This window comes from Candidatus Binatia bacterium (assembly GCA_036493895.1).
In the GTDB taxonomy this organism is placed as follows: Bacteria; Desulfobacterota; Binatia; order UBA1149; family CAITLU01; genus DATNBU01.
In genome coordinates, this window is sequence record DASXOZ010000019.1 from 57,745 (window position 1) to 72,254 (window position 14,510).

Annotated in this window: 9 protein-coding genes; 5 read left to right on the plus strand and 4 right to left on the minus strand. The window is 65.8% G+C overall.

The features are described 5' to 3' along the window. The first annotated feature begins 242 nt into the window (after positions 1–242). The 3 genes from VGK20_05370 to VGK20_05380 are packed head-to-tail and all read left to right on the plus strand — an operon-like array spanning position 243 to position 6,197. The gene (locus VGK20_05370; GenBank protein HEY2773463.1) at positions 243–1,553 is read left to right on the plus strand and encodes an efflux RND transporter periplasmic adaptor subunit; all 1,311 of its coding nucleotides are present in this window, start codon (positions 243–245) and stop codon (positions 1,551–1,553) included. Continuing rightward, positions 1,550–4,777, plus strand: a complete 3,228-nt coding sequence (locus VGK20_05375; protein HEY2773464.1) for a multidrug efflux RND transporter permease subunit — start codon at positions 1,550–1,552, stop codon at positions 4,775–4,777. Before VGK20_05370 ends, VGK20_05375 begins: the two co-directional genes overlap by 4 nt. Beyond that, the gene (locus tag VGK20_05380; protein HEY2773465.1) at positions 4,770–6,197 is read left to right on the plus strand and encodes an efflux transporter outer membrane subunit; all 1,428 of its coding nucleotides are present in this window, start codon (positions 4,770–4,772) and stop codon (positions 6,195–6,197) included. The genes VGK20_05375 and VGK20_05380 overlap by 8 nt, the downstream gene beginning before the upstream one ends. A gap of 21 nt (positions 6,198–6,218) precedes the next feature. Here the strand turns inward: VGK20_05380 and VGK20_05385 are convergent, their stop codons facing one another. Next, positions 6,219–7,652, minus strand: coding sequence for a DUF1329 domain-containing protein (locus VGK20_05385; GenBank protein ID HEY2773466.1), 1,434 nt, complete (start codon positions 7,650–7,652; stop codon positions 6,219–6,221). Between the two features lie 1,183 nt (positions 7,653–8,835). On the opposite strand from VGK20_05385, the gene VGK20_05390 reads away from it, so the two are divergent. Both VGK20_05390 and VGK20_05395 read left to right on the plus strand, forming a co-directional pair. Continuing rightward, positions 8,836–9,384, plus strand: a complete 549-nt coding sequence (locus tag VGK20_05390) for a PadR family transcriptional regulator (GenBank protein HEY2773467.1) — start codon at positions 8,836–8,838, stop codon at positions 9,382–9,384. Positions 9,385–9,400: 16 nt separating this feature from the next. Then, positions 9,401–10,096, plus strand: coding sequence for an ABC transporter ATP-binding protein (locus tag VGK20_05395; protein ID HEY2773468.1), 696 nt, complete (start codon positions 9,401–9,403; stop codon positions 10,094–10,096). On the opposite strand, the gene VGK20_05400 is transcribed toward VGK20_05395, so the two are convergent. The 3 genes from VGK20_05400 to VGK20_05410 form a co-directional block, all read right to left on the minus strand. Further along, on the minus strand, positions 10,097–11,050 hold the full coding sequence (locus VGK20_05400; GenBank protein ID HEY2773469.1) for a 3-oxoacyl-[acyl-carrier-protein] synthase III C-terminal domain-containing protein: 954 nt from the start codon (positions 11,048–11,050) through the stop codon (positions 10,097–10,099). It abuts the gene before it with no gap. Positions 11,051–11,194: 144 nt separating this feature from the next. Next, on the minus strand, positions 11,195–13,795 hold the full coding sequence (locus tag VGK20_05405) for an FtsX-like permease family protein (GenBank protein HEY2773470.1): 2,601 nt from the start codon (positions 13,793–13,795) through the stop codon (positions 11,195–11,197). Positions 13,796–14,132: 337 nt separating this feature from the next. Beyond that, positions 14,133–14,432 (minus strand): dockerin type I domain-containing protein, encoded by a 300-nt coding sequence (locus VGK20_05410; GenBank protein ID HEY2773471.1) that lies wholly within the window; start codon positions 14,430–14,432, stop codon positions 14,133–14,135. Between the last annotated feature and the right edge of the window lie 78 nt (positions 14,433–14,510).

Consider the following 14,510-nt stretch of genomic DNA (forward strand, 5'->3'; position numbering starts at 1 on the left):
TCCGGGTCACCCGGCTGGGGCTGCCGCCGCGCAGTCTTTTTCCCCTCCATTGTCTCCCCTCAGTTGCCTCGCGTGGCGGATGAACATGTCTGCCGAAGCGTGATACAGGTCTCACGACGGTCGGCCTCCACCGCCGCAAACGATCGGGACCGGAACACGCGCGCTCATGCGCGCCACGGAGTCGAGTGGATGCGAGCACATCTTGGCGGCGCTTCCGATCGGGTTGCGGGCGGGAGCCGCGGTTGAAAAGCCGCACAAAGCTCCTGCGCCGGCAGCTGCTCCTTGTTGCCGCGGTCGCACTGGTCATTGCTTCCGCGGCGGCGTGTCATCACGCGCCGGGCGGGGGTCCTCCGCCCCCAAGCGTCGACGTGCTGCAGCCCGTACCGCGCGAAGTGCTCGACTGGGACGAGTACACCGCGCGCCTGGAGGCAATCGACTCGGTCGAGATCCGCCCCCGCGTCAGCGGCTACCTGCAGTCGATCCGCTTCCAGGACGGCGCGATGGTACGCAAGGGCGACCTGCTGTTCGTCATCGATCCGCGTCCCTACGACGCGACGCTTCGCCACGCGGAATCCGACGTGGCCGCGGCCAAGGCCCGCCTGTCCCTGGCGCAGAAAAATTTCGCGCGCAGCGCGGAGCTGATCCGCACGCATGCGATCTCCCAGGAAGAGGCCGACATCCGCCAGTCGAACGTGGAGCAGGCCGATGCCGCGGTGATGCAGGCCGATGCCGCGGTCGACGGCGCCAGGCTCGACGTCGAATTCACGCAACTGACGGCGCCGATCAGCGGGCGCATCGGCCGCAAGCTGGTCACCGAGGGAAACCTCGTCAACGGCGGCGTCGGCAGCCAAGGAACCCTGCTCACGACGATCGTGATGCTCGACCCCCTGTACGTATACTTCGAGGCCGACGAGCGCTCCTACCTGAAATACATGCACCTGGCCGAGAGCGGCGAGCGTCCTACATCACGCGAATTCCACCATCCCGTATGGATCGGCGTGGCGGACGAAGAGGGATTCCCCCGCGAGGGGACGATGGACTTCGTCGACAACCAGTTCGATCGCGGCACCGGCACGATGGTCGGACGCGCGATCATCGCGAACGCCGACCTTCTGCTTTCGCCCGGCCTGTTCGCGCGCCTTCGTCTTCCGGGCAGCGGACCGTACGGCGCCGTCGTCATTCCCGACGAAGCGGTGGGCAACGACCAGTCGCAGAAATTCGTCTGGGTCGTGGACGACGAGAACAAGGCGGCAATCCGCTACATCAAGACCGGCCCGTTGCTCGACGGGGCGCGCGTCGTGCGCGACGGGCTGACGCGCCAGGACTGGGTCATCGTCGCGGGCACCCAGAGGGTGCGCCCCGACGCGCTCGTCGATCCGCATCGCGTCGACAACTCGAAGCTATTGCCGCCGGAAGCGCGCGGTGCCGCCACTCCCGCATCTCCGCCGGCCGATGCCGCTGCTGGCGCCTCCTCGGTTGCACCGCCGCCGGCGAAGCCGCCGGCCGACAAGCCCGCTTCGCCAGCGCCCGCTTCCTCGCCGCCGCAGCGATGAACATCTCGCGCTTCTTCATCGACCGGCCGATCTTCGCGACGGTGCTCGCGGTCGTGACGATCGTGCTCGGCACCGTCGGGTACGAGAATCTTCCGGTCGCCCAGTATCCGGAGGTCGTGCCACCGACGATCGTCGTGCAGGCTTCCTATCCGGGCGCACCGCCGGAGGTCGTCGCCGACACCGTCGCCACTCCGATCGAGCAGGAGGTCAACGGCGTCGAGGACATGCTCTACATGTCCTCGCAGTGCACGACGTCGGGCCAGATGACGCTGACGATCACGTTCCGGCTCGGCACCAACCTCGATACGGCCCAGGTCCTCGTCCAGAACCGCGTCGCAATTGCCGAGCCGCGGCTTCCCGACGACGTACGCCGCATCGGCATCACGACGCTGAAGAGCTCACCCGACCTGCTGATGGTCGTGCACCTGGTGTCGCCGTCCAAGCGCTTCGACCAGCTCTACATCGGCAACTACGCGCTGATCCAGGTCCGCGACGTGCTGCGGCGCATCGACGGCGTCGGTGACGTCAACATGTTCGGGCTGCGCGAGTACAGCATGCGGGTCTGGCTCGACCCCGAGAAGCTGAACAGCCGCAACCTTGCCGCCAGCGACATCGTCGATGCCCTGAGATCCCAGAACATCCAGGTCGCCTCCGGCGTCATCGGCCAGGCGCCGGGACCGCCCGGCCACGCCTTCGAGCTTCCCGTGACGACGCTCGGGCGACTGCGCGACCCGGAGGAATTCGGCCAGATCGTCGTCAAGACCGGCGCCGACGGCCGCATCACGCGGGTGCGCGACGTCGCCCGCATCGAGCTCGGCGCGCGCGACTACACCACCAACAGCTACCTCAACCACGAGACCGCCGTCGCGATGGCCGTCGCCCAGAGGCCCGGGTCCAACGCCCTGGCAACCTCGGACGCCGTCGAGAAGACGATGGCGGATCTTTCGAAGAACTTTCCCGAGGGGCTCGAATACCGCATCGTCTACAACCCGACGATCTTCGTGCGCCAGTCGATCCAGGAAGTGATCCACACCCTGTTCGAGGCGATCGGGCTGGTCGTGCTGGTCGTGCTGCTCTTCCTGCAGAACTGGCGTACGGCGCTGATCCCGCTGCTGGCCATCCCCGTGTCGCTGGTCGGTACCTTCGCCGCGATGGCGGTGTTCGGGTTCTCGCTCAACATGCTCTCGCTGTTCGGCCTCGTGCTGGCCATCGGCATCGTCGTCGACGATGCCATCGTCGTCGTCGAGAACGTGGAGCGGCACATGGCCACCGGCCTCGATCCGGCCGAAGCGGCACGCCGCGCGATGGACGAAGTCACCGGCGCGGTCATCGCCATCGCGTTCGGCCTGTCCGCAGTGTTCGTTCCCACCGCGTTCCTCGGCGGCATCTCGGGCCAGTTCTACCGCCAGTTCGCGCTGACGATCGCCGTGGCGACGATGTTGTCGGCATTCAATTCGCTGACGCTGAGCCCTGCGATGTGCGCGCTGCTGCTGCGGCCTCACGGGGCTGCCAAAGACCCCTTTTCGCGGGCCTGGGACCGGATCACCGGCAGGTTCTTTCGCGCGTTCAATCGTATCTTCGAGCGCGTGAACGCGGCCTATGCCACAGCGGTCGGCAAGGTTACGCGCCGAAGCCCGCTCGCGCTGCTTCTGTACGGCGCACTTCTGGCTCTTACCGTCTTCGGCTTCCGCACGGTTCCGACCGGATTCATTCCTGCGCAGGACAAGGGCTACCTGATCGTCGCGATCCAGCTTCCCGACGGGGCGTCGCTCGAGCGCACCGATGCGGTGGTTCGCCAGGCGATCGACCTCATCCTGGACACGCCGGGAGTCCAGTTCGCGGTGGCGTTCGCGGGGTTTTCCGGCGCGACGCGCGCGACCGCTGCCAATGCCGGCGCGATCTTCGTCGGCCCCAAGCCGTTCGAAGAAAGGGTCAACGGACCAACCGCCAACGACTTGAGGACCTCGCTGCAGAAGAAACTCGGCGCGATCGCCGCTGCGAACATCTTCGTGATCGCGCCTCCGCCGGTGCAGGGACTCGGAACCTCGGGCGGCTTCAAGCTGCTCGTCGAGGATCACGCCGGCCGCGGACCCAAGGCCCTGCAGGACGCGACCGATTCGCTGGTGAGCGCGGCGCGCGCGAACCCGGATCTGTCCGGCGTCTTCACGACGTACCGGGCATCGACGCCGCTGCTGTACGCCGACATCGACCGCGTCAAGGCCGAGAAGCTGGGCGTGCCTCTGGGGACGCTGTTCGACACCCTTCAGATCTATCTCGGCTCCATCTACGCGAACGACTTCAATCGATTCGGCCGCACCTTCCAGGTCAGGGCCCAGGCAGAAGGAGATTTTCGCGCCGAGCCCGACCAGGTGACGCGCCTGAAAACCCGCAACACCCAGGGTGAGATGGTGCCGCTCGGCTCCGTCGTCGATCTGCAATGGCGAAACGGCCCCGACCGCATCGTGCGCTACAACATGTTTCCTGCCGCCGAGGTCACCGGCGACTCCGCGCCCGGAGGCAGCCAGGGCGCGGCGATGAACACGATGGAGAGCCTGGCCGCAAGCACGCTGCCGCTCGGCATGCAGCTCGAATGGACCGACCTCGCCTACCAGGCCCACCTGGCCGGCAACACCGCGATCCTGCTCTTCCCGCTCTGCGTGCTGTTCGTCTTCCTCGTCCACTCGGCCGAGTACGAGAGCTGGAGCCTGCCGCTGGCGATCATCCTGATCGCGCCGATGTGCATTCCGTTCGCGCTGCTCGGCACCTGGATCGAGGGCATGGACAACAACCTGATCACGCAGATCGGCTTCATCGTGCTGATCGGCCTGGCCGCCAAGAACGCGGTACTGATCGTCGAGTTCGCCAGGCAGCGCCAAGAGGAAGGTCTCGACCGATTCGCTGCCGCCACCGAGTCGGCGCGGCTGCGGCTGCGCCCGATCCTGATGACCTCGTTCGCATTCATCCTCGGCGTGCTGCCGCTGGCGCGCGCGACCGGGGCGGGCGCAGAGATGAGGCGCGCGCTCGGAACAGCCGTCTTCAGCGGCATGCTCGGTGTCACGATCCTCGGTCTTTTCCTTACGCCGGTGTTCTACGTGCTGCTGGCCAAGCGCACGCGCCCGGCCGCGGGTCCGCAAGGCGAGGCGCCGGCGGCGGACGCGGCCCCGTCCCAGCCGCCGGCGCATACGGACGCAGCAAGAGGCGGCGAACAGGCCAGACATGACTGAGACCGCTTCCAGCTCTGGCCGATATCGCGGCAAGCCGGTCGCGACGCTCGCGGTCGCCGTGGCGGTTGCTGCGCTTGCCACCTGTGCGGGATGCGCACTGGGCCACAATTACCACCGGCCCGACGTGCAGGTTCCCGAATCGATCCGCGGCCAGAGCGGCGAGCCCGACGCAGCGACGCTGGCCGATCTCGGATGGTGGGAAGTGTTCGCCGATTCCGACCTGCAAGCCCTGCTCACCGAAGCGGTGGCGGCCAACCACGACCTCAAGGCCGCGACCGCACGAGTCGAGCAGGAGCGCCAGCTCGTCGGCGTCGCGCGCGCCGACTTGCTGCCGCATATCGACTACAGCGCCCAGGCGACGCGCGAGCGCAGCCAGATCACCACCACCAAGCAAACCTTCAATTCGTTTCTCGGTGCCTTCAGCCTCGCGTGGGAGATCGACCTGTGGGGGCGCATTCGCCGCCTGACCGAAGCAGCGACCGCGGAGTTCTACGCTGCCGAGGACGTCCGGCGCGGCGTACTGCTCACCGTTTCGAGCGACGTGGCAACGAGCTACTTCGAGCTGATCGATCTCGACCAGGAGATGGCCATCGCGCGCGAGTCGGCGGACTCGTTCCGCGAGACCCGCGACCTGTTCAACCACCGCTTCGAAGGCGGCATCGGCACCTTGCTCGAAGTCTCGCGTGCAGACGCGGCGCTGAGCGGAGCCGAATCCCAGATTCCCGACATCCAGAGCCAGATCACCGCCAAGGAAAACCAGATCTGCGTACTGCTCGGCCGTATTCCCGGGCCGATCGAGCGCGGCTCGAGCCTCGCGCAGCCGGCAATCGCGGCGCGAATTCCCGTCGGCTTGCCGTCCGAGCTGCTGCAGAGGCGGCCCGACGTGCTGCAGGCCGAGCATGACGTGATGGCGGCAAATGCCGAAGCCGGCGCGGCGCTGGCTTCGTTCTTCCCACGCTTCGGCCTTACCAGTCTGTACGGCGGGCAGAGCTCGGAGCTGGAGGACATCGTCAAGCATGCGAATTACATCTGGGCGGTGGGCGGAACGCTTTCCGGGCCCCTGTTCGAGGGCGGACGGCTGCTGGCCAGCTACCGCGCGCAGAACGCACAGCTCGACGAGGCAGTGGAGCACTACTCGCAGTCCACCGTGCAGGCCTTCGGGGAGGTCTCGAGCCTGCTCGTCTCCCACGACACGCTGCGAAGCGTGCGCGAGCGGCGGGCCGACCAGGTCGAGCAGCTTCGAACGTCGGTGCGGTTGTCGCTGCAGCGCTACCGCGACGGCATCGCGAGCTATTACGAGGTGCTCGAGGCACAGCAGCAGTTCTTCCCGTCGCAGGTCGACCTCGTGCGCACCCAGCGCGACGAGCTCGTCACGATGATCAGCCTTTACCGCGCCCTCGGCGGCGGCTGGAAGCTGTAATTCAGCTGGCGCGTTCGGTGATCAGCGTCCCGCTTTGATCAGTGACGCGATCGTGAACCAGTCGTCCGACACCGACGTCGGCGCATCGTAGCCGAGATCGAGGTACCACCCGGCCTCGTTCTGGAACGCCATGCCGGGGATCGCCACGCGCGTGCCGTGCATGAGCTGCGTGTCGATCACCGAGTACGCATACGCGAACATGCGCGGCTCGTCGTAGGTGAAGTTGACCTTCGGGTTGGGCTTCTTGTCGACGCGGAAGCTGATCATCACGGTCTTCCACAGCTGCCCGGCCGGGTCCTGCAGGTCGGAGTAGCCGATGATGTTGCTCTCCTTGTCGACGTAGATGACGCGGCTCGAGTACGCGTAGCCGGGGAACTTCGATTTTCCCTGCACGATGTACACCGACGGGCGCACTTCCCACGGCTCGCAGAACGTCATGCCGCCGTCCGACTTGCAGGTCTGCGGAGGCAGCCTCTGGCCGTGCATCGACATCAGCAGGGGTTTTTCGCCGAGAAGCTTCCACTCGAACCACGGGATCTGGCCGGCGTAGCCGCCGAAGCTGTCGACGTCGATGTCCTGGCCGAAAAGCGCGTCCGAGCGCTGCGTGCTCGACATGCGGCGCACGCGGCGTACGAAAGGCAGGTAAAGCCAGGTGTCGTCCTGGCGCGCCTGGTCCTGGTAGCGGAACGAGACGCCGCCGACGCCCTTCAGGTCGAACGGCTCGATCAGCGGATAGAGACCGGCCTTGTGGAAGGTGCGGTCGTTGTTCGGCTCCACCTTCATCGGTGGATGCTTGATGCGGCCTTCGTAGCGGAAGATGCGAAGCCATTCGGGGACGAAGTGACGCTCGACGTTGTAGTGGCGATTGCCGTTGGCGTCGATATACAGCGCGCCGGTGTCGGCGTCGGTGAGGTTCAGGTCGAGCGTCTCGGTGAAGTAGTGGGTGCGCTCGAAGTTGTACATGATCTTCTGCGCAGCCTGCGGATCGTTGTTGTCGATTACCGGGAACGGTTTTCCGGCAACCCAGTTCTCCACCGTGTTGTCCTTGCCGAGCTTGACCTGCGGCGAATATTTTTCGGTCGCCGCCTGGTAGTCGGCCGGAACGGGGATCTTCTCGTAGGGAACGACGTTGATCTCCATGCCGTTCTCGACGCACCAGCGCACACCGGGGGAGACGAGATCCTTGACGCGCTCGGCGTTGGTCTTGTCGATCTTGTCGCCGGGCTTGACTTCGCCGCCCTTGGCGCCGGCGGGGATCACCGGCTCGGCAACTCCGCCGCTGGCCGCGGGCGTGCCGATGTGCGCGGGCACGCGATGTTTCTCACCGTCGAGACTGTCGTCGTCGGCAAGAACGCGCAGCGAAGGAACGAGCATCGCCGCTGCAAGCATCGTCGAGAGAACAAAGCGCGCGCGGCCGCGCGACGCAGCAGAGGGGGACAGGATCGAGTGCAGCATTCCAGAATGTTGCCGTACCAACAGAATGTAGGCAACGCCCTTCGAGCATGCTTGTGCCCCGGAGGCGGCCGAGCCGCGGCAATTGCCCTCGTCAAAGGACCGGATGTGGGGAAAAGACCGGGAGACGCACCCGGTACCGGCCGCAGCTCTCGCCGCCTGCACCTAACAAATGTTAACCGCGCCACGCACTTATTGACGGCGGCCTCGGACGCGCAACTGCGGCACGCCCGTTGCTTCTGTGATTTCGGACCGCCGGCGGCGGCGCCCGGGACTGCCTTAACGGGACGATCAGGGTGCAAGCAGCCGGCGTTGCGGGGGACCTCGGCGAAGGGGTTCGTCGTGGGCCGGATTTCGAGCAGGGACAGAGGCACCACGCGCAATGCGCGGTCGCCGATGTCCTCGGCTCGCCGGGAGTAAAGGTCGCGCGGAGGAGCGTCAGGGAGCCGGAAGCACGGGGGCTGGCCGGCAGCCCAGGGCGAGCGCGATCAGGAGCGAGCGTGCGCGGGCTCCGGCCACCCGCCACGACGAACCTCGGAGGAGGGGCGACAGGGGTCAGTTCGCGTTCCGACGCGGGACCCTTGCCGCACCCTCCCGCCGGGAGTCGGCACCCGGCGGCGACACCGACAAATCACCCATCCCCTTAAAGCGGGCAGACCGATGCGCAGCTGCGCAATCGCGGCGCAACGATTGCTCCCCACATGGGGCGCTCGTGGACATTTTCACATCGGGAGCGCGTAAGAGCGCGGAATGAAAGGCGCTGACGCGAAAACGCCGCCGTAGGCGGGGGAAAATCCGTCAGGTTGGATGACCGTTTCGTGAACTTTTGCGTGGGCGAAATATCTGCCGGGTCGCCCAATACCGTTGACGCACCACGGTCGCCCATACAACGTTATCCACGCGCATCGGCCGGTCCCGGCCACCGAGACACGGTCAGGCTCTTCGTCCCCCCTTGGGGCCTGATCGCGAGTCTGTCCCGCACAGAACGCCTGTACTCCTCTAGGTCGCGACCGGCCGATGCGCACTTTTGCGTGCGGCGTCGGGCGGCGGCATTTCCCAGCCGCGGATCGGCCCAAACTATCTGTTCCGGACCGGAAGGGATTCGCGCGCGCATGACCTCCGCGAGGTTGACCCGCACGCGCCGCATATGGTCGGATGCGGCCCATTCTTCCCCAGGGGTCTTCTGATGGCGAGCGGAAACCTGCGATACGCGGTCCTCGGGCTCATCGCGAGCAAAAGTGAAGGTGTTCACGGCTACCAGCTCAAAGGCGAGTGCGAAGCGATCGCCGATGAGTTCTGGGCGCTGAACTACGGACGCCTGTATCGCATTCTCGACGAGCTCGAAGGGTCCGGGGCATTGTCGGTCGCGGACGAGATCCAGAAGGGACGGCCGAACAAGAAGGTCTACCGCATAACGGAGAAGGGAAAGCAGAATCTGGACGATTGGCTGCTGTCTCCCGTCGACGCGAACGCCCAGCCGCTTCGCGACGAGATGATCCTCAAACTGCTGTTCCTCGGCGCCGACGATGTCGACCGCGTCTACAAGATCATCAAGCAGCAGCGCAGCGTCTATCTTACCCGGCTCGCGCGGGTTACACGTCGCCGCCGCAAGCTCGAGAAGGCCGGCGTCAGCATGCGCGCAACCGAAATGATCCTGGACGGCGCGGAGATGCGCGTCCGCGCGGACCTTGCGTGGCTCGAGAGCATCGAGCGTCGCCTGATCCGCCAGTCTTGACCTGCGCTGATCCGGCTTGGTCAAGTTCCACAAAATCCACAAACACTTCGGCAACGCCGAAGCGCGCGTAGAAGCGCTGCGTTCGCTCGACCTGGAGGTGCCGCGCGGTCAGATGTGCGCGATCATGGGGCCGAGCGGGTCCGGCAAGAGCACCCTGCTCCACCTCGCCGCGGGACTGATCGCGCCAGACTCGGGCGAGGTGCTGATCGACGGCCAGGACGTTGGTCATCTCGATCCCGACGCCCTCTCGAAGATGCGACGCAGCAGAGTCGGCATCATCTTCCAGTTCTTCAATCTGCTTCCTTATCTGACCGCGGAAGAGAACGTCGCCCTTCCCCTGCGCCTCGACGAGCGGCCGGAGGCCGAAATCCGGGCAGCGGTCGATCGAAACCTGGCTCTGGTCGGAATGGACCACCGTGCCGACCATAAGGCGAGTTCCCTCTCCGGCGGCGAGATGCAGCGGGTCGCAATCGCCCGCGCCCTTGCCATCTCTCCGTCTGTCGTACTGGCCGACGAACCGACCGGGAACCTGGACTCCGTCGTCGGTCGTCAGATCATCGAGCTTCTGCGCGACCTCAACGAGACTACCGGCGTGACGATGCTCGTCGTCACCCACGATCCGGTGTGGGGCTCTTTCTGCGATCGCATTGTCCGCTTGAGCGACGGGCGGATCTCCGAGGACATTTTTCTAGGCAGCGAATCGGCGGCCTGACTACCAGCGAATCGCCATGCCGGCACTGCTCCACGTCGAGCTTTCCGCGGCGTGCAGAATCAGCACGTCGCCGCGCGCCACCGCACCGTCCTTGACGAGCTCATCGAGCAGGATGAGGACCGACGCGGACACCGTGTTGCCGACTCGATGGATGTTGACGGCGATCTTTTCCGGAGGGAGGCCGTACGCGGACGCAATGCGACGAAGATTTCCGGTGGCCTGATGCGTCACGAAATGGCGGACGTCCTCGGCCCGCAGGCCCAGGCGCTCCATCACTCGCGATGCTGCGCCGGCCGCAAGTTTGCTGCCACGCCGCAGCACCCGGCGAAAATCGTGGTGTCCGAGATAGTCCGCGCTCGAGAAGCGCTCCTCGGTCGGCGGCCTCGCAGACAGCATCCCGGGAAAAGTAATTCCCGGGGGCGCATCGTCCGAATTGAGGTGCAGATCCACGCACTCGATGTTCGGACGATCGGAAGTCGCCGGAGCGACCACGACTGCGCCGGCTCCGTCTGCGTAAAGGATGGAGTTCAGTACGTGTTCCGTCGGGATCGCCGGCCCGAATCGGAAAAACGGCGAGAACGTCTCCGCAGCCGCAATCAGCACTGGCCGACCATCGAGCAGCGGCAGCAGCCCGGTCGCGAGCTGCACCGCGCGAAACGCCCCGGTGCAAGGCGCGTGAAGCGAAAAGGACAGGAGACCCGGGACGCCGAGTCCCTGGGCTACGATCGCGTCAGGAGGAGGATTGAGCGAATCGGGCGTCGTCGTGACCGTGATCAGTGCACCGAGATCTCGCGCATGGACTCCGGCGGTTCGCATGGCCGCCATTCCCGCGGAAAGAGCGAGGTCGCTGCAGCGCTGGCCCGGCTCCGGCTCCGGCGATTCCCGTCCCCTCGCCCAGTGCCGCTGCTCGATCTCGAACATTTCGAGAATTCTCGCGCCGGAGAACCCCGTCATCTCCTCCAGTTCCGCGTTGGCGACAACGCGCGACGGGAGCGCAGAACCGGTTCCAAGAATCGAAAGAACGCCCATTGGAAAGCGGGCGAAGTCTTGCCCACGCCGCCGGCGGATGCACGCGTCGGGCTATGTGCCGACCGCTCGCTATTCGTACCGGACCACCGAGAGCGCGGGCTGGGCCAGTGCGTAACGGGCCGCGACTGTCGCTGCGACGGAGGCTGTCACGGCGGCCAGGAGAAATGACGTCCAGATGCTGTTCCATGCGACAGACAGCCGCAGCACGTATCCGACGAGCACCGGATAATTGTAGTGAACCCAGATCCACGCACAGACCGTTCCCACCGCCGCGCCGCAAATCGCCGCACCAAGCGTCACGCAGAGGCCTTCGAGACGTGCGGTCCGGACGAGCTGGGATTCGGTGAGGCCGACCATGCGAAGAACCGCCAGTTCGCGCCGCCGAGACAGGACATTGGAGAAGACCAGATCCGCAATGCCCACGGCGGTCAGGAACAGGACGAGCAGCTTGATCGTGTCGATGTCGGCGAAAGCTTCACCGATCAAACCGTCCACGCGCGCCACCATCGCGCTGGTCGGGGTAACGACCAGGCCCTCGCCCCCGGGAAACCCGCGCACGGTCGCTGCCAGATCATCGACCGCCACTCCGCTGGCCAGCCGCAGGTCATAGTAGTTGACCAGATCATCCCTCCAGCGCTCCGCGAGCACGTCGCGCCCTACCATGATCGAGCCCTTGTCCGAGACGTAGTCGGGAACGACTGCCAGCACCGGGAGCCTCACCTCGCCGGAGACGGTGTCGAGGGAAAGCGTGTCGCCGCTGCGGGGCCGTCCGAAGTGCGTCGCGAAATTCTCGGATACGACCACGCCCTTTCCGTGAGCTACGCGCTCGACGACCTCGGCCCGGCTCACGCCGCCGAGCAATCGGCTGTCTTCGATCGCTTCGCTCAAGAGTCCGTCGCTCAAGGCAGCGACCGCAATCCGTTCCCCGTGATACGGCTGGCCCTGGACGACGCGGAGGGTCTGTACGTCGGCAATGCCGGACGTCCGCTGCAGCTGTTGCTCGATATCGCGCTCCACGGGAGCCGCGATCCAACCTCCGGTGACGGCGCGTGAGGATAGCAGCGCGTCTCCCGAGAATCCGTACCAGTTGCGTACCGAGTTGCGGAAACTCTGCGCGAGACTGCCCGCGCCGACAGCGATCGCCACGCTCAAGGTAATCGCGGAGGCGGTGACGAGGCTGCGATCCAGGGCCCGGATCAGATTCTCTCCCGCGATTCTGCCGGAGATGCCCGAATAGCGAGCAAGCACGGGTCCCGCGGCCACCCAGCCGCCGCGCAGGATCGGCAGCGTCAGCAGCACCGATGCAATGATGATCGAGATTCCGCCGGCAGAGACCCAGTCCGCCAAACCGTGGGAAACTCCGTAAGCGAGCGCGACGAGACCAAACCCACCCGGAAAAATCGCGACCTTGAGCGCTAACGACAACGTGACGTTCGCACCGAATCCCGCCGCGTCGTCCCCCTGCTGCAGCACCAGCGGTGTCACGCGACGCAGCTTGCGCGCGGGCATGTACGCCGAACACGCGGCGGTCAGGATTCCGCCAAGGGGATGCCACAGAAAAACGACGAACGGGTCGAAAGCGGCGCGCCCGGAATCGAACGGCAGCGAATAGTTCAGCCCCATGCCCGCCGCAGCATCCTTGCCGACCACCGACGAAAGCGCGACGCCAAGAGCGATGCCCAACGCCGATCCGATGGCCCCGAGCACAACCGCTTCGACTACGATCGCACGCACGAGCTCTTTCGGTCCTGCGCCCACCGACACGAGAGTCGCCATCGCCGGCAACCGCTCGGCGACCATCGTCGTCGTCGAAGCATAGATGATGAACACTGCCGCCAGCAGCGCGAGCGAGCTCATGCCGACGAGCGTCGCGCGCAGGCCTTCGACCGTATGCTGCCCGACGATGCGCCGCTGCAGCGGCGTGTCCGCGTGAAATCCCGCAGGCAGCATCGAATCGAGGCTCGATCTTGCCGTCTCGAGCTTCGTTGCGTCTTTCAGCCGCACGTCGATCTGGTCGACCAGCGAAGTGTCGAGATCTCCCCGCCTGCCGGCAACCGGCTGCGCCGCGGGAAGGTACATCGCAACGAGCCTGCCGCCGAGAAATGCTGCGAGTCCCTTGGTCGCGACGATCCCGCGCACCGTGTACTCGTGCGTACCGTCGACGGCCGCAAGCCGCGTCTTCGATCCCAGATGCAGCCCGCGCTCGCGCGCCAGTACATCGGTCACGAAAATGCCGCGGGGATCGTTCAGGATCGTGAAGTCTTCCTTCTCGCGCTCGAGGACCTGCACTTCGTAAAGGTCGAGGACGTCGCGCTGCAGCAGATCGATTCCGAACAACTCGACCGTGTCCGGCTTGCCGTCTTCGAACGTGACCTGGCTGTGGATGAGCGCCGCAGCCTGCTCGACGTAGGGCTGCGCGGCGATCTTCGTGACCCAGTCCTCGGGAAACCCGGTCTCGCCGGTACCGAACGTCACCTGCAGGTCCGCCCTGCCGCCGAGCCGCTGCAGGTCGGAGGCAAAGCCGCTGACGATGCTGTCGGTCGCGACGTGCATCGCGGTCAGCAGCGCAACGCCGGTGGTGATGGTGCCGATCATCAGCACCGAACGGATCGGGCGCGAACGCAGCTCCGGCACGCTGATGTAGCGCAGCAGAACGCTCAGGGCTTTCACGGGAGGAGACCTCGGACCTTCATGGCCGCAGCCCGCACCGGTGAGCCGGGCGAGTGCGATCGTAAGGTCTGCCGATCAGCGAGCGAAGGGCTACGGCGAAATCGTTATTTCGATCGGAAATAGGAGATCGAATGGCGGCGGACGATGGGGCGTTCCGACGTCCGGCGAGAGAGGGCGATGCTTTCGTCCCTCGAAGCCCAACCCGGTAACTGCCTCCACAAGACAACCGGACATAGATCAGCGGCCCGGTCCGGACGCGACGGATCGAGTCTGGATACGGTCGCAGAGACGGATTTGGTCTGGACGGTTTAACTCTCCGGACGCGCGCCGGAGCAGATCACGTCGAGCTCGGCACCGTCGTAGTGCTGGAAGGACAATTGATCGTGACGTCCTCACCGACGGCCAGCTTCAGGACCGCGAGCGCGTCACTGGCGGTGACCTTGCCTGAACCGTCGATGTCACATTCGGAGCGGATACAATGCCCGATGCCGATGCTGGCACGCAGCACGATCAGCGCGTCGTCAGCCGTGACCTGGCCATCGTGCGACGGGTCGCCGCAGTTGGCCCAACCGGCGGACGCGGACGCAATGACGAAGGCCGCGGATAACCAGATCGGGAGCTTGGTTCGGCTTCGCATGATGGGTCCTCCAGGGTCGCCAGAGACCAGCTGATGCTCCATTGCCGGTGCCGACTCAATCGTCGGGTGCCAATCCAC